Annotated in this window: 10 protein-coding genes and 5 pseudogenes; 10 read left to right on the forward strand and 5 right to left on the reverse strand. The window is 58.3% G+C overall.

Annotation, left to right across the window (positions count from 1 at the left end):
* The first annotated feature begins 144 nt into the window (after positions 1–144).
* From ACVIYL_RS23550 to ACVIYL_RS23560, 3 genes are read left to right on the forward strand one after another with little or no spacing between them, the layout of a single operon-like run.
* Complete coding sequence (locus ACVIYL_RS23550) at positions 145–1764, forward strand: oleate hydratase (protein WP_456779961.1); 1620 nt, start codon at positions 145–147, stop codon at positions 1762–1764.
* A 35-nt stretch (positions 1765–1799) separates the two neighbouring features.
* The gene (locus ACVIYL_RS23555; protein WP_456779962.1) at positions 1800–2549 is read left to right on the forward strand and encodes a glucose 1-dehydrogenase; all 750 of its coding nucleotides are present in this window, start codon (positions 1800–1802) and stop codon (positions 2547–2549) included.
* Between the two features lie 45 nt (positions 2550–2594).
* On the forward strand, positions 2595–3497 hold the full coding sequence (locus ACVIYL_RS23560) for an oleate hydratase (protein ID WP_456779963.1): 903 nt from the start codon (positions 2595–2597) through the stop codon (positions 3495–3497).
* A gap of 367 nt (positions 3498–3864) precedes the next feature.
* On the opposite strand, the gene ACVIYL_RS23565 is transcribed toward ACVIYL_RS23560, so the two are convergent.
* The 3 genes from ACVIYL_RS23565 to ACVIYL_RS23575 all read right to left on the reverse strand — a co-directional run bounded on the left by ACVIYL_RS23565 (position 3865) and on the right by ACVIYL_RS23575 (position 7544).
* Positions 3865–5319 (reverse strand): GntP family permease, encoded by a 1455-nt coding sequence (locus ACVIYL_RS23565; RefSeq protein WP_456779964.1) that lies wholly within the window; start codon positions 5317–5319, stop codon positions 3865–3867.
* Between the two features lie 4 nt (positions 5320–5323).
* Positions 5324–6376 (reverse strand): patatin-like phospholipase family protein, encoded by a 1053-nt coding sequence (locus ACVIYL_RS23570; protein ID WP_456779965.1) that lies wholly within the window; start codon positions 6374–6376, stop codon positions 5324–5326.
* 667 nt (positions 6377–7043) lie between these two features.
* Positions 7044–7544 carry a DUF1269 domain-containing protein gene (locus tag ACVIYL_RS23575; protein ID WP_456779966.1) on the reverse strand — a complete coding sequence of 167 codons (501 nt, stop codon included), beginning with the start codon at positions 7542–7544 and terminating at the stop codon, positions 7044–7046.
* A gap of 309 nt (positions 7545–7853) precedes the next feature.
* Between ACVIYL_RS23575 and ACVIYL_RS23580 the strand changes: the two are divergent.
* The 4 genes and pseudogenes from ACVIYL_RS23580 to ACVIYL_RS23595 all read left to right on the forward strand — a co-directional run.
* Positions 7854–8306: pseudogene (locus ACVIYL_RS23580) on the forward strand (NEL-type E3 ubiquitin ligase domain-containing protein); the annotation flags it as partial.
* 159 nt (positions 8307–8465) lie between these two features.
* Positions 8466–8879 (forward strand): annotated as a pseudogene (locus ACVIYL_RS23585) (VapC toxin family PIN domain ribonuclease).
* 747 nt (positions 8880–9626) lie between these two features.
* On the forward strand, positions 9627–10331 hold the full coding sequence (locus tag ACVIYL_RS23590; protein WP_456779967.1) for a glycoside hydrolase family 12 protein: 705 nt from the start codon (positions 9627–9629) through the stop codon (positions 10329–10331).
* Positions 10332–10399: 68 nt separating this feature from the next.
* Positions 10400–10580: pseudogene (locus ACVIYL_RS23595) on the forward strand (IS5/IS1182 family transposase); the annotation flags it as partial.
* Here ACVIYL_RS23595 and ACVIYL_RS23600 read toward each other — a convergent pair.
* Positions 10575–10703 (reverse strand): annotated as a pseudogene (locus ACVIYL_RS23600) (P-type conjugative transfer protein TrbG); the annotation flags it as partial. The pseudogenes ACVIYL_RS23595 and ACVIYL_RS23600 overlap by 6 nt on opposite strands.
* Positions 10704–11429: 726 nt before the next feature.
* Between ACVIYL_RS23600 and ACVIYL_RS23605 the strand changes: the two are divergent.
* From ACVIYL_RS23605 to ACVIYL_RS23615, 3 genes are all read left to right on the forward strand, one after another.
* Entirely contained in the window at positions 11430–12176 is a 747-nt protein-coding gene (locus ACVIYL_RS23605; protein WP_456779968.1) for a YqcI/YcgG family protein, read from the forward strand.
* 265 nt (positions 12177–12441) lie between these two features.
* Positions 12442–13695, forward strand: a complete 1254-nt coding sequence (locus ACVIYL_RS23610) for an APC family permease (protein ID WP_456779969.1) — start codon at positions 12442–12444, stop codon at positions 13693–13695.
* Positions 13692–14786 (forward strand): radical SAM protein, encoded by a 1095-nt coding sequence (locus ACVIYL_RS23615; protein WP_456779970.1) that lies wholly within the window; start codon positions 13692–13694, stop codon positions 14784–14786. Before ACVIYL_RS23610 ends, ACVIYL_RS23615 begins: the two co-directional genes overlap by 4 nt.
* A gap of 130 nt (positions 14787–14916) precedes the next feature.
* Here ACVIYL_RS23615 and ACVIYL_RS23620 read toward each other — a convergent pair.
* A pseudogene (locus ACVIYL_RS23620) lies at positions 14917–15084 on the reverse strand (IS66 family transposase); the annotation flags it as partial.
* Between the last annotated feature and the right edge of the window lie 317 nt (positions 15085–15401).

Raw genomic sequence — 15401 nt, forward strand, 5'->3', positions numbered from 1 at the left:
ACGAGGTGCTTCAATCGTTACTAACGGTAGCGGCGGACAGCTCCCGGAGCCGTGCTTCGCGATCATTGCTGGCCCGCCGCCATCGGCGCGCGGTTTGCACAGGCTCGATGCTGAATGCTCAAACCGCTACAGCGGGAGAACTCCATGTGCTCTGATGTTCTCGTCTCTCGCCCTGATCCGGCGACGCAGGCGGCTCCTCGCCGGGCCTATTTGGTCGGAACGGGTATCGCCGCCTTGGCGGCGGCGGCCTACCTTGTCAAGGAGGGCGGGCTACCGGGCCAAAATGTTGTCTTGTTCGAGCAGATGGAACAATTCGGCGGAAGCCTTGACGCACATGGTAACCCGAAGGACGGATATGTCATGCGTGGCGGGCGCATGTTCGAGGAAAAGTTCAACTGCACCTACGATTTGTTGTCCTTCATTCCGTCGATTGCTGATCCGTCTAAATCGGTGACGAATGAACTGAAGGAATTCCATCAGGAGTTCTTCTGGAACGATAAGGCGCGCTTGGTTTCCGGCGGCCAGATCGTCGACGTCTCGGATCTGGGCTTCAGCGAGAGAGACCGACTAGACTTAATCGTGCTTTGCGGGGCTCCAGAGTCGGTGCTTGCCCTCCGGACGATCCAGGACTGGTTTGGATACCACTTCTTCCAGAGCAACTTCTGGATCATTTGGTCAACGACTTTTGCGTTTGAGCCTTGGCACAGCGCAGTCGAATTCAAGCGCTACTGTCTGCGGTTTCTGCATCTATTCTCGACGATCGACACCATGGCGGGGATCTACCGCACGCAGTTCAACCAGTTCGATGCCATGGTCCGCCCGATCGTCGCATGGTTGAAGGCTCGGGGCGTACGCCTCGAGATGGGTGCGGAAGTGACCGATATTGATGTTGTGATCCAAAGCCAGCGGAAGATTGCGACGCGGTTGCACTACCGGCAGGGCGGCAAAGACCACGCCATCGATCTGGCTGAACGCGACCTGGTGTTTGTCACCAACGGTTCAATGACATCCGATACCAGCTACGGTTCGATGGACACGGTTCCAGTGCTGAAGACGGAGCGAAGCGGAGGTTCGTGGAAGCTCTGGGAGCGACTGGCCGGCAAAAGCCCAGACTTCGGCAATCCTACGGCTTTCGTTTCGAAAATTGATCGCTCCAAATGGGAATCGTTCACTGTCACGGCGGACGACGCGTGCTTCTTCGACCGGCTTGAAGCCTTCTCCGGCAGTAAGGCGGGCAAGGGCGGACTGGTGACGATCAAGGACTCGAATTGGCTCTTGACCATCGTCCTTAATCGTCAGCCGCACTATTACGAACAGCCGAACAATACGTGGGTGTGGTGGGGCTACGGGCTCTTCCCTGACAAGCCCGGTAACTTTGTGCATAAACCGATGTCGGAGTGCACGGGCCGTGAAATTCTCGTCGAACTGCTTTCACACCTGCGATTCAACGAGATCATCCCGCACATTCTGGAAACGTCGCGGGTGATTATGGCGATGATGCCCTACATTACTGCGCAGTTCATGCCGCGCGCGAGGACCGACCGGCCGAAGGTTATTCCGAACGGATCGTGCAACCTGGCCTTCATCGGTCAATTCTGCGAGATTCCTGACGATGTTGTCTTTACGGTCGAATATTCAGTACGCGCCGCTCAAACCGCCGTCTTCGGCTTGCTCGATGTCCAACGTCCGGTCTCCCCATTCTACAAAGGCCAGCATGATCCTCGCGTCCTTTTTGACGCCTGGAAGACGCTGCACCGCCATTGATCCAAAGCACGAAGCAAGGATCCGTCGTGGGACGTGTGAACGACAAAGTCATTCTGGTGACGGGCGCGGCTCGCGGTATGGGGGCGGCTCATGCGCGCCTGCTGGTGGCTGAGGGGGCCAAGGTTGCAATCACTGATGTTCTTCATACCGAGGGAGAGGCTGTCGCCGCTGAACTCGGCGGTTCGGCCGTCTATGTTCGTCAGGACGTTCCCCAGCCGGAGGACTGGGCCAAGGCGGTTGCAAGTGCTGAGCTTGGCTTCGGCGCGCTGCACGGGCTGGTCAACAACGCCGGGATCGCCAACATGGCCGCCCTTGAGCAGTTCCCGCTCGATCGGTGGAATGAGACCCTGGCTGTCAATCTCACCGGTGTATTTCTCGGAATGCAGGCGGCTCTGCCAGCCCTCAGGCGTGCGGGCGGAGGTTCGATCGTCAACATCTCGTCGGTCGAGGGGCTGCGGGGCAGTGCTGGGCTCCACGCCTATGTTGCTTCCAAGTTCGGGGTGCGAGGCATAACCAAGTCCGCTGCGTTGGAAGCCGCGGCCTCCGGCGTACGCGTCAACTCGATCCATCCCGGCCTCGTCGCCAGCCCGATGACTGAGCGCTTCGACCCCTCGCTTTTCCCCATACCGCTCGGTCGACCAGCCGAGCCGCAGGAGGTGTCGCAGGCTGTCCTGTTTCTGCTCAGCGACGAGTCCAGCTACCTTACAGGTTCCGAGATCGTCATCGATGGCGGTTTGACGGTCGGTGTCCCACGCAAATGCCTGGCGCCCGAGAACATCTTTTGATGAGCCATCTGTTAGTCGATCGATCCAATCGGATGGAATGCTACCATGTATTACTGTAGCGGAAATTACGAAGCATTCGCGCGCCCCCGCAAACCCAAAGGTGTAGACAACAAGACGGCTTGGTTTGTTGGTTCGGGCCTGGCCGCGCTTTCAGGCGCGGCTTTCTTGATCCGCGATGGCCAGATGCGCGACGATCGGATCACTATACTGGAGCGGCTGAAGATACCGGGCGGGGCGCTCGACGGTAGCCACGACCTGGAGAAAGGTTTCGTGATCCGCGGTGGCCGCGAAATGGAAGATCATTTTGAATGTCTGTGGGATTTGTACCGCTCGATCCCGTCGCTTGAGATCGAGGGGGCCAGCGTGCTCGACGAATTCTACTGGTTGAACAAGGATGATCCGAACTACTCACTGCAGCGGGTGACGGTGAACCAAGGACAGGATGCCCATACCGATGGCCTCTTCACGTTGAACGAAGCCGCGCAGAAGGAAATGATTTCTGTCTTTCTGGCCTCCCGCGAAGAGATGGAGAATAAGCGGATCGATGAAGTATTCGGAACGGATTTCTTCAGCAGCAATTTCTGGCTTTATTGGCGCACAATGTTCGCCTTTGAGGAATGGCATTCCGCACTGGAGATGAAGCTCTATCTCCATCGGTTCGTCCACCATATCGGCGGCCTGCCGGATTTCAGCGCGCTGAAGTTTACCAAGTACAATCAGTATGAATCGCTGGTCCTCCCGCTGTGCAAATGGCTGCTGGAGGAAGGCGTCAACTTCCGCTACGACGTCGAAGTTACTGACGTCGATTTCGACATGAAGGCCGGACGCAAGCAGGCCATCGCCATTCACTGGTTGGAGGGCGGTGTCGCAGGCAGCGTCGACCTTGGCGCCGATGATCTTGTATTCATGTGGGATCTGTTGGGGCGGCGCCATCGGCACAGGCCTTGAAGTTGGCCTGGCTCCGACCTGGTCAATCGGCGTCGGGTATGAACATCGGCTGAAAGTTGCGCTGCACGTCCTTGGTGTTGCACCGAACAAAAGGCAGGAATCGCCATCGACATCGAGCGGAAGATTGAGCGAGTGTGGTGGGCACGACGGTGTCCGCGGTATCGATGTCAGCTCAATTCAAGAAAGCGAGCGTAAGCCAGAAAGCTTTGTGAACGTTCAAATCGACAAAGTCGGAGAGACGTGCGGAAACGCATGCGCGGCGAAGTTGAGGAAAGGGTGGTTAGCGCCTGACCTAGGGCCGCGATAGGAATTCACGATCAAGTTCGACTGGCTGTTGACATTGACCGTCGGTCCCCGTGCGCGTTATCTAAAACGATCCGATCATCGAACCCAAAAAAATAATGACGGTCAAGGCGATGATCGGCCCAACGATATTGGCCATCACCATGTCGAAGTAGCTCTTGCGATGGGTCGAGCCGCAGACCGCAAGCAGCGTCACGACGGCGCCGTTGTGCGGCAGACTGTCGAGGGTGCCGGAGCCGATCACGGCAACGCGGTGCATCAGCGCCGGGTCGACGCCGGTCGTCCGAGCAATTTGCAGGTAGGTGTCGCCGAGGGCATCGAGCGCAATGGTCAATCCACCGGAGGCCGAGCCGGTCAAAGCGGCAAGGATGTTTGTCGCGATCGTGAGAGAAACGAGTGGACCGCCGGAGATCGACAGCATCCAATCGCGCACCAACGCAAAGGCCGGCAGCGCGGCGACGACGGCTCCAAAGCCGACCAGGCTTGCCACGCTGAAAATAGGGAGCACCGAGGCGTTTGCGCCGGCATCCATGCTCGCCCTTAGATCCGTCAGACGGGCGCGATTGAGCGCGATGAGCGTTGCCGTCGCGGCGGCGAGAGCAACTGCGACCGACCACACCCCGGCAACGCCGGCCAGGGATGTCCCGCCCCAGCGCTCCTGCGCGAGGAACGAGAAATCGAGGCGTGGCAGGATCAGGAGCGACATCAGCAGGTTCACGCCTACGACGACGAGGAGCGGGATGATCGCCGAGCCGATCGGTGGCGGCACATCGCCGCGCTTGCCATGCGCCAGTTCGGCCGGATCGAACTCGTGGGACGATGTCGCGCGCTCGCGAATGAATTGATCGTCGGCGACCGCTCCGGTGACGGGCTCCGCGTCCCTGCCATAGCCTTCACCGGTCTTGCGCGCCAATCCCTCGGCGCGGCTGAGCCACCAAAGCCCGAATGCGAGCATGATCGCCGCAGCGATGATTCCCAACCCGGGCGCTGCAAACGGCGTGGTTCCGAAGAACGGCATCGGAATCGTATTTTGAATCGCCGGCGTTCCGGGCAGTGCCGACATCGTGAATGTGGAGGTGCCGAGAGCGATGGTGGCCGGCATGAGCCGATGCGGGATGTTGGCGACGCGAAACATTTCCCGTGCCATCGGTGCCAAAACGAAGAACGCGACGAAAAGGCTTACCCCGCCATAGGTGACGAGCGCGCCAGCAAGCACCACGGCAAGGATCGCACGACGCGGCCCGAGCCTGGTGCTCATGAAATCGGCTATCGCGTGGACCGATCCGCTGTCGTCCATGAGCTTGCCGAACAGCGCACCGAGCAGAAATATTGGGAAGAACTGCGCCACGAACTGCGCAGCGCCGCTCATGAAAGTCTGCGTCCAATGCGCGAGCAAGGGCTCTTGGGCGAAAGCCGCAGCGACGATCGCGACAGCCGGCGCCAGCAGGAGCACGCTCCATCCGCGGAACGAGAGCCAGATCAGCAGGCCAAGGGCAACCAGGATTCCGACGAGACCCATGGCGTCAAACCTGCTGCAAAAGCAAATCCAGATCCATCGAGGAGCGCCTGCCGATGTTGTGGTCGTTCGCGGCGAGGAATGCCTCCGCGGCCCGGCGGCCCTCGTCGCGCAGCATGCAGAGAAATTCCCACTCGGCGTTGAGCTTTGACGACACGCCGAGCTCGGCGAGAGCCTTGCTGGCGATAAGATGAATGCGCATCTCGGCCCATTTGCGCCCCTCGGAGCTCCCGGCGTCCGCGACCTGCCGCAGCAGCGCGATCATGCGCAACTCCTTGAGCAGCGTGGCGTTGAACGCAACCTCGTTCAACCGATCGAGGATCTCGCGCGCGGAGCGCGGTGTCCCGGGTCGCTCGACCGGGTTGACCGCGACCAGAAGCGTGTCATGCGAGTCGCACTCGCGTACGAGCGGCGTGATCGTCGGGTTCCCGGAGTAGCCGCCATCCCAATAGGGCTCGCCATCGATCTCGATCGCGCGGAAGAGAGTCGGCAGGCAGGCGGAAGCGAGCAGAACGTCGGGTGTAAGCTCGGCGTTGCGAAACACGCGCCCGCGGCCGGTATGAACGTTGGTCGCCGTCACGAACAAGCGGATCGGGGAGCTCGCGAGCTGTCGAAAATCGACCGACTCGGCGAGGACCTGGTGCAAAGGGTTTGTGCCGGCAAGATTCAGGTCGTAGGGCGAGAACACGCGGCTCGCCAGATCGAAGGCGAGATAGAAAGGCGACGTATCAAGCGTCCAGCGACCAAGGATGACGTCCAGAGGGCTTCGCCGCATGGGGCTGAACCGCGCCGAGTCAGCGACCCGCCGCCAGAAGGCGTTCAATGCAGACTTGGCGCCGGCCGGGCCGTTGGCCATAAAACCGCCTGCCAGCGCGACGGCGTTCATCGCGCCGGCCGACGTGCCCGATATCGCCTCGATGCGCAGCCACGGCTCGTCCATGAGCCGATCGAGCACCCCCCAGGTAAAGGCGCCGTGCGATCCACCGCCCTGCAGCGCGAGATCGACAAGCACGGGCTCGCGCGGTTGGCCCGCGCGTGTTTGCGGTTCCTTCAAGGACATCGCAGGCCCCGACTGGCGTGCGAGCACGTCGCGGCCGGCGAACGACAGGCAAGGAAACCGTCAGGTCCTGCCAGGGAGCGGTTGCGGGAGTGGTTGCGGACGTTGGATTCCTGGCCGACCTGGTCTCGGAGGCCGAGTGACCGGGCGGTGGCTTGGCCGTCGCCATCCGTGCCATCCCGCCGGACCACCCCAGCCCATGCCGCGCCTTGAGCTAAAACCACATCGATACCAGCCGCCACCGCGCCATCCCCTGTTGTACCAACAATAGCGATGGCCTCTCCAGGTGAACTGGACAGTTTCCGCGAGACGAAGCTCGTCGGCGGCCTGACGCAAGCCCAGCGGCGCCATAAGGCCGGCTTGCGAACGGCCGCTGGTCGCCGTAATCCCTGCCGAAGCAATCCCAAGTGCGAGCCCCCATAATAGCAATCTTCGCATGATTTTCTCCCGGCTTTTGATGGCGCGGAAAAGAGCCGGCTGAGCGGCCGCGGAGCCGCATGGCTGCAGCCGGCCTCCTTCCCGGGCGATCCTGCCCAGGGACCAATGCCGTTGCGCACCGATCCCTACGCAAAACTGTAGCGTATTCGGCTGCCACAGCGACTGCCGTGGCAGCGCAGCGATTACTCTTCCGGCGATGCTGTGACACTGGCGCCAGGCTTTGCCTCACTCGCTAGGCAGTCTTGGCCTGAGTTGCGGCTGCGAGAGTATCGCGCAGGTGCTGCTCCTTCTTTTCATCGAGCGAGGTCGTCAGGACGATCCCTCCCGCATCCTTGATCGCATTGAGAACCTTGTCTGAGGTCATGGATTGGATCAGCAGGAACAGAACGGCGTCTCCCGATTTTACCTGCGATGCGAGATCCTTCATGAACTGGTCTCTGATCCCGAAATCGGTCAGCGCACCGCTCAAAGCGCCAGCGCCGGCTCCGAGAGCCACGCCGAGAAGGGGATTCAGGAACACCATCCCCAAGAGCAGTCCCCAGAAGCTGCCACTGGCGGCGCCGGTCATGGTGGTGTTCACAAGCTGATTGAGCTTTACAGCGTCCCCGGTTTTGACTGCGATCACGGCATCGCTGATCGTGATCAGATACTCGCTCTGAAGTTTGAGTATTTTTTGCCGAACTTCCTCTGCTTTGACTTCGGATGGGTACACGATCGCAACGAGATCTGACATTGAACGCTCTCTGATGGCTCGAAGTGCTGCCCCAATCGCGGCTTGATGCTCGTGCGAAGCTTAACTCGCGAAAGTCTCTTGTCCACCTAGTCAGACAAGCGGGTTGACAATTCCGAGATGTTTGAGCGCCCGGTGCAATTGAGCAAGCGGCCTGTCGCACGTGTCTTCGAATAAGACGTCGGCGGCGCCCTGGTGCTGCTGTCTGTCATCAATGGTTTGCGGCTGCCAGCAACCTCGTCGGTGGATCATCGTCCATGGTGCGAGCTCCGCTTCGAGAAGCAGCGCTCCGTCGCATTTGCCTTGCGTGTCGACGACCCGAACGCCGGCATCGACGAGATCGAGGTCTATCTTGCCTACCAGAACCGGCTGCGTGACCCGCTGGAGCTGTCGCACATCGCCCCGGACATGCGCTTCCTCCACGTCTCCCACGTCAGCGAGAACGATGTTGCCGCGGCCGAGACGTCGGTGCGGAGCCAGGAGGCGGCGGGGTTCGCCGATTATCTGGCAACGCGTTGGCAACCCTGGGAGACGGTGGTGCGCCGCATCGCACCCGACGAACATGCAGCGATGCGGCAGCGCCTCGCCGATGCGATGGACGGGGAGTTCGACAGCCGCCTGGGGCAACGACTGGCCGAACATCACCTGACCGGCAACGCCGATGCCGCGCGGCAGCTCGGAGTCCAAATCAGTCGTGAAATCGCCCGCGAGATCATGGTCCCGCTCACGCAGAAGGTGCTCGCAGATCGCGGCCTTGCGCTGTGAAGCGGCCCTTCGGCGGCAAACGGATATCAATCCAGCGTTTGCGCGACCGTCGAGATCTGCAGCCCACGCCTTGCCGGCGCGCCTGTTCGGACTGATCGCAGTGATGCGCCACGCATCTGCTCGAAACGATCGGGCTATCGCCACCAATCTGGCCGCAAGCTGCCCAAGACGGGCAAGCGGGTTCTCCTGGTGGATGCCGACCCGCAAGCCAGTTCGCCCGCGTGGTCATCGGCCCGGACATCGAACCAGCGGTCGGCATGGCAGACCCTCGGCGAAATCCGTCGCGGGATCCTGGAGAAGCCGAACGGCAAAAGACGAGCAGCGCTCGACGTCTGGTTTTCAGGTCCAGAGGGGCTTCAAGCTTTGTTCGCGGGCCCCATCCTGCCGTTCGGACGAGAACGCGGGCCTTATCTGGACGGGATTGATGGCGGAAGGACGCGCCGCCGGCCACGCAGCGGGCTCGACATAATCATCGCCGCCGTTGCTGATGCGAACGACTGCATCGTGGTAACAGACAACGAGAAAGATTTTGCTGGGGTCCAGGTCATCAATCCGATCCGTGGATCGATGTAATGCCGCGGCATATTGGAGAGCGTTCGGGCGGGCAAGATGGCTGAAACTCAAATCGCGTGGACGGGCGCCCTCCTGGAGCCCTGTCGCGGGATGCACGATCGTCACTGCCGGTTGAAGAACGCACGTAAACGCGGGTCATGCGCAGATCGAGTTCTGCCCCTGCATCGGTTAGCCTTGCAATCCTCCGCGCGCTCTTGAGCGGACGACTTTAGATACTGACAACGAAACCTTGTCTTGCGTCGTGGCCGGTTGTCGGCTCCAACCAATGTTGTCACGTTGACGACGTGAGACAAGGCGCAAAATCAGCAATTTTCAGCCTGGCGCGCTGCTTGCTTTGTTCGCGCCGTCGGCGCCGACCGCCGGAGTAACGGCCCAATGCCGACCGCACCCGCGTCAAATGGTTGTACCCAACGGAAAAAGCTCGCGCAAAAATGGTGCGCCTATCCACGGCCCTTAGCCAAATCAGGCCAAATTCAACGGGTCAAAACCGTTGTGTCGAGGTTCTAGTCAGCTTCTTGAAAGCCAACCTTCCTAGCATTCGAACCCGGTCTCTAGATGCCGATGCCGCCTATTGACTGAACTGGTCTCGAACCCAGGGCATCCGCTGGGCGTATCGGCAAGAGGCTTTGCTACTCGTAAGAGGAAGGAGAGCTTCATGGATTCCAACCGGATAATCGGTGCTGGATCGCCAGGGTCCCAAACGGGGTACGTCCGCAGACAGGAGGATCATATCTGTTTGGGCAGGCTGTGAACGAAGTCAAGTCACTGTCTGCCGCGCCCATACCGGCGAAGGCTCCGATTTGGAGTTCGAGTGCTCCATATGAGAACTTCTCACGCGATGGCTACTCTTGGAACAACGACGTATGGGGGAAGGGGGCTGGGCCTCAGACGATTTCGGTGCGTGCTGTCAACCAGTGGGGCGTGTGGTCGAACCAGCCTAATACTGCTGGCATCAAGAGCTATCCGCACGAGGCTTTCAATATCGGAAAACCGCTCAGTTCAATCAACGCTCTTCGCTCGAGCTTCAATCAGGATGTTCCTACTAGCGGCGCCTGGGACGTCGCCTACGATATCTGGGACAGCTCACACCAGAATGAGATAATGCTTTGGACAAACTACACCGGAAACTCAAACGGCAGCGGCAACGTAAAACCCATTTCATATCATTATGCCTCGTCCGGCGCGGCGATCCCAGTCTACACCAATGTCGACATGGGCGGAGCGACTTGGAACGTTTTTGAAGGCTTCAACGGTCACAAGGTCATCTCATTCCTGCGCACTTCGAAGACTAATAGCGGAACAGTGGACATCAAGAGTATCCTGCAGTGGATCAAGTCGAGGGGCTACTTCGGCGACATAAACGTCGGTAGCGTTCAATACGGCGTCGAGGTCACCTCGTCCCCCGGGGGAATGAACTTCAATTTCAACAACTGGAGCGTGACCTCAAAGTGAAGATCCGCAGGCGGTGAGTTGATCTGAGAGACTTCAGGTGGCGCGCGAGGCCCGCACATTATGCATGCAGCCAAGACCTCAAGCGGGTCACGGTCGACACCGGCATGCAGCCGAAGGTCATCAGCTTCCCAACGGACGCCACACTTTTGCATACTGCGATCCGTTATGCGCCGTTAGGTGAATCGCCTGGCAAGGAAGCAAGAGGTCAGTCTACGGCAATCCTATTGTCGCGTGGCTAACAGCGCCGCGTCGCGCCTGTGTTGGGTAGGCGTTCGACTTGAGCTGCATATGATAGGTTCGCCGCGAGGTCGTTACCACCATCGAGGTGAAGAGCCGAAGGGGACTGCCGGGCAACAAGAGCGGCCCGCCTGCTAAGAAGCCCTCACGAGAGTGAGGGCCGGAAGGTCGGGCTATTGCAAGAGCTTGCGCCGAGGGGATGCGACGCGCGAGACGCGTTTCGTGCTGTTCCCTCGGTCGCACAGCAGAAATCGCAGCGGCATCTTGATGACAAGCAGCCTGCGCTGCCGCAAGACGGGAGCCACTATTCTGAGGAGGTCTCTGCGGAAAGCTCCTTGCCGAAAGCGGAGCATTGAATCCGCCGAGTCGGTTCAATAGGGCAACGAACCCGGGTGCCCGCGCAAAGAGAAAAGTCTTCGGAGAATCCTCATCATCGCTCATGCCGCCCTGTGTGCTCTTGCCTTGCGCGCCTTTGCGAGCCTTGGTGTCGTCTGTAGGACATCAGACATAACGCTGTCGGAGTTCCGTATTGCTCTGAAATGGGTTTCTCATTTGGCACGATACCTGCTTGGCGATCCGCAAACGCGCTGTGTCACGGGCTGAGAAGAACTCATCCCTTGGTCAGGCGCGCCGAGCATACGGTTGTCAGGCAAGAACTGCGCTCCCGAGCCGACGCCGGACCCTGCGCATTATGGGCCCAGATGCAGAGATACGGCGGCGCTGTATGAGCGATGCTCTTTGCGCGGGAACGCGGTAGACGGCGAAAGAACGGGGTAGGTAATCGCGGACATGCATGCCGCATCGCGTCAATCCGTCAGGGATTGCCAACAATGCTTGGCCGCCGAAATCTGAGGAAAACACATGCTAATCAACCAAGGAGAACTCGCCAACCTCACTGCTAAATTCCGGTGGGGGCACGCAGCGATCTTGTACGTTCTATCGAAGTTCAACAATGTGACAGAAGCTGGCCCTGGATTTCCATGCTTTTTCGGGCGGAGCGCGGTCAAGCGCGGCAAGTTGCGCTTTCTCCTCATTCCTTACGATTTCGGAAAATCAACATACGAGCTTGAGCCTTTGGCTTGCGGCTTGCGAACTTACGTTGAACAGATCGATATCGATGCTCTCGACATCAAGTGCCACCGCCCACTACTCGTGCTTTTTGAGCCGGTCGCCACTCTCACGACCACGGATCACTTCAAGCAGGTCTTCATAGAAGCGATGCAGTTTCTAATCGATGAAGATCGGCGACCTTGGCCGGCGCACGTGGCCAAGGATCCTGCGCACCACACGTGGACGATGTGCTTTCACGGCTGTGAACTCTTCGTGAATGTAAGTCATCCAGCATACGTTCTTCGCAGAAGCAGAAACATGGGAGCCGGGCTGGCTTTCGTTATTAATCCGCGAAAGATCTTCGACATTGCTGCTCCCGCCGATCAGCGAGGCAGAGCTATTACAGCAAAGATCAGACGCAGCATCGACATCTATGATGACGTCACACACAGTCCGTTACTCGGATCGTACCTTCTAGGCGAAGCGCAGTGGCCGCAATACATGATCCCCGATAGCAATGAGGATGCTCCACTCGAGTGCCCTCTGCACTTCAAGTGACTGGCCGCATGTCAACGGCTTCGCTCTGTCCTTCTCTCCACCTGGATTATGAGACCCATTGTGGGTGTCAGGTAATGTGGCGGGTTACGCTTCGGTTTGCGCCCGACAATGATTGAGCAGGATCAACAGCTTTGTAGATGAGAGACGCAGCGGTGATGCCTGCCTGCTACATACTCGTGAACGGGCTTACACCTGTCGATAGTCCGCAGATGCACGACTCGGTGTGGTTACCACAGCGAACCTATTTCTCATTCCGAGGGCTACTGTGAAAGATGAAAGTCAGAGCGAGTTCAAGGGACACCTGGGACTTGCCTCAGGGATCTTGCTTATAGTCACAGTAATCCTTGGATCCGGCATTCTTGTACTCCCGGGACTTGTGTTCGAAAGAATTGGGCGGGACGGCATCTACGCTTGGCTCGCATGCTCGCTGCTCTCTGCGCCGATCCTAACAACGATGGTCATTCTCGGTAGCGCGTATCCGAACACGGGCGGAGTTTCATACTATGCTAAACTTGCTTTAGGTCAGTACGCAGAGTCGCTCGTGGCACTGCTCTTTCTTGGAGCAACATTATTGGGTTTGCCATCGATCGCAATTGTGGGGTCGGCCTACTTACAGAAGTTAATCGGCTCCAGTGTGAATATTCATCTGCTTGCCGTGCTGTTGATTTTGCTTGCTGCCGTCTTTGCCCTCTCTAGTGGCGAAACTCTCTCAAGTGGCGTAAGGCTGGTGGGTGGTTCGTCGTTATTTCTTCTGGTAGGCGCCCTCTTTTCCTTAGTCGTGCTAGCAGTGCGAGCCAACGGTGTCGGATTCAGTCGGCCCTCAAATTTCTCGTCGATTGCGGGCCAGATCCCGCTGATCTTCTTCTCTTTCACGGGTTGGGAGATCGCGTCGCATTTGTCTGCGGACTTTCGGAATCCTAAGAAGGATTTTGGCCGAGCAATGTTCTTCGCATTCATTCTGGTTTGTAGTGCATACGTCGGCAGCGCGGCGCTCGTGCATGTCGCTGATATTAAGGCGAACTTCAACACGCCGATATTTCAGGCCGCGGCGCAAGTCGCGCCATCCGCGCCAGGCTGGCTGGTTCCGCTGCTTGGTGTGTTGCTGATCGCTGCCAACCTCTTCGGGTCAATTCTGGCCGTCTCACGACTTGTTCTTTACCTCTCCGATCGAGGCTTCATTCCAGCCAGTCTTGGTTACTTGCGCAATGGTGCGCCCCGCAACAGTGTTTATTTCGTGGCTGCATCACTGGTTGTGATCGTGGTATGTGACCAGATCGGGCTGCTCGATATTGAAATGATGTTCAGCCTGGCCGGAATGAACTTTCTTGCCGTTTACGTGATTTCGGCGATTGCATTGGTTCGGCTCCGACGAGGATTGGTTTCGTGGCTGCTCGCTGCTGCGATTTTGAGTCCCTCTGTGTTGATCATACTCAACGCCACGGCTTCTCTTTCTTATATCGCATCGACTGCCCTTATTGCCTACTTCTTGAACCGCAACAATCGAACGAGATTGATATGAATCAGCTCCATATCAATGAGGTATTCAGCGCCATCTCGATTAAGGAGGGCCTGCTACCCGTAAAGGTCACGCCATTCTATGAAAAAAAGATCAAGGAAGAAGTTGAGGCGCTAGGCAATCATCTGGGGCCGCTTCACCGAGTGTCCTTTCCAACGCGGGACAGAATCTCATTGAGGGCCCCCAACGAGGTAAAGGACTTCGTCGACGACCGGTCAAATGCGTGTGGCCTCGCCAATAAGACATCCGCCGTCAGAAAGTACGCCGACCGCGTGCTTTTCCTAACCACCTCAAAGTGCTTTGGGAATTGTCAGTATTGCTTCCGTACGGACGTGCTTAGAGAGAACACCGCCATTGACGAGCGAAATGAACTGGATGCAGATTTGCGTCATCTGCTCGAATATCTTCGTAGCAAACCAGAAGTCACTGAGGTGATCCTGTCAGGCGGAGACCCGTTGATCCTGCCAGCATCACGGCTGGAGGCAATGATTGAAGGAATTCGATCGGTTCCATCGGTGAAGTCAATCCGGATTCATACAAGGGCCATCGTGTATGAACCGAAAGCCTTCACCGCGGAGAAAATTGATCTCTTTACGAAACACAACCTCCGTATCACCTTCCACATAGTGCACCCATACGAAATCTGTGAGGAGGTGTCCGAAAAGATCGTAGAGCTCCGACAGCACAAGCTTAGACTTTACAACCAATTTCCGCTGTTGCGTAATACCAATGATCACCAATTGGTCCTTTATCGGCTCCTGGAAATGCTCGATGAGATGGGTGTGCGCAATCTGTCGATCTTCATTCCGGATCCCATCAACTTCTCTGCAGCCTTCCGCGTGCGTTTGAGCCGCGTCTGGCACATTGCTGATCGTCTTAACTTCATTTCACCGTCATGGATCAATTCGACACGCTTTGTGTTCGATTCCAGTCGCGGAAAGGTGAGGCGAGAACATTTTACTGAAACAACTAGCGGGACTGACGTCGCCATCTTCGTACGAGACGGCAATCCAATTTTCTTTCCCGATTTTTCTGAGCATCTTGATGTCCCCGGCAAGATCGAATTCATGCTATGGAAAGAAAAGTGGACGTAAGGAGCGAAGTGCGAGATATGACATGCTGCCGGTTTGGTGGATGCCGATATAGGGTGTTTCGCCGACGCTCCTGCGGCTGCCTTTGTTGGAAGACAAGCTGAGGCGGCCCGTTTTGCTCAGTCACTCGAGCTTGCTGCCAGAGATCGAACAGATCCGCGACGACCGCCGCGGAGGCTCGCTGGCGCGCGGCAACGCGTGCGTCGGGGCTTTGCCGCGCACGGTTTTCTCGGACCTGCCAGAGCTTCGCCATCCCTCGACCCGTCGTCGTTGCCACTTTCGAGCTTCCTGCAACATGCAGCGCGGTGTTGCTTGGCGATGAAGTGGCGCGCGCAGTCGCTCTCGCGATGTTGCCGTACGATCCGGCCCGTACTCAAATCGTGAATGATCAGCCGAAACAGATTGGCGTCGGCTGAATCCTCCCGCACTGGCGCACGACCAAGTTTCCGCCGAAATGCCGGCGAGGGTGATCTCAGCGTCGTTGTAGATCGTGCCGATCACTGCGAAGTGCAGTTCGGAACAATCCCTGATCCATTCGAGAAACAGTTTGATCACATCGTCGCTGACGAACGATGTGCTGGCGACGTTGGAGAGCAGGTTGCGCACCAGCTTGCGCAT

This window comes from Bradyrhizobium sp. USDA 3315 (genome assembly GCF_054056795.1).

Excerpts from the sequence above, each read along its gene's own strand:
- ACVIYL_RS23570 (WP_456779965.1), bottom strand. The coding sequence starts at position 6,376 with ATGTCCTTGAAGGAACCGCAAACACGCGCGGGCCAACCGCGCGAGCCC.
- ACVIYL_RS23565 (WP_456779964.1), bottom strand. The coding sequence starts at position 5,319 with ATGGGTCTCGTCGGAATCCTGGTTGCCCTTGGCCTGCTGATCTGGCTC.
- ACVIYL_RS23560 (WP_456779963.1), top strand. The coding sequence starts at position 2,595 with ATGTATTACTGTAGCGGAAATTACGAAGCATTCGCGCGCCCCCGCAAA.
- ACVIYL_RS23575 (WP_456779966.1), bottom strand. The coding sequence starts at position 7,544 with ATGTCAGATCTCGTTGCGATCGTGTACCCATCCGAAGTCAAAGCAGAG.
- ACVIYL_RS23605 (WP_456779968.1), top strand. The coding sequence starts at position 11,430 with ATGCTAATCAACCAAGGAGAACTCGCCAACCTCACTGCTAAATTCCGG.
- ACVIYL_RS23615 (WP_456779970.1), top strand. The coding sequence starts at position 13,692 with ATGAATCAGCTCCATATCAATGAGGTATTCAGCGCCATCTCGATTAAG.
- ACVIYL_RS23550 (WP_456779961.1), top strand. The coding sequence starts at position 145 with ATGTGCTCTGATGTTCTCGTCTCTCGCCCTGATCCGGCGACGCAGGCG.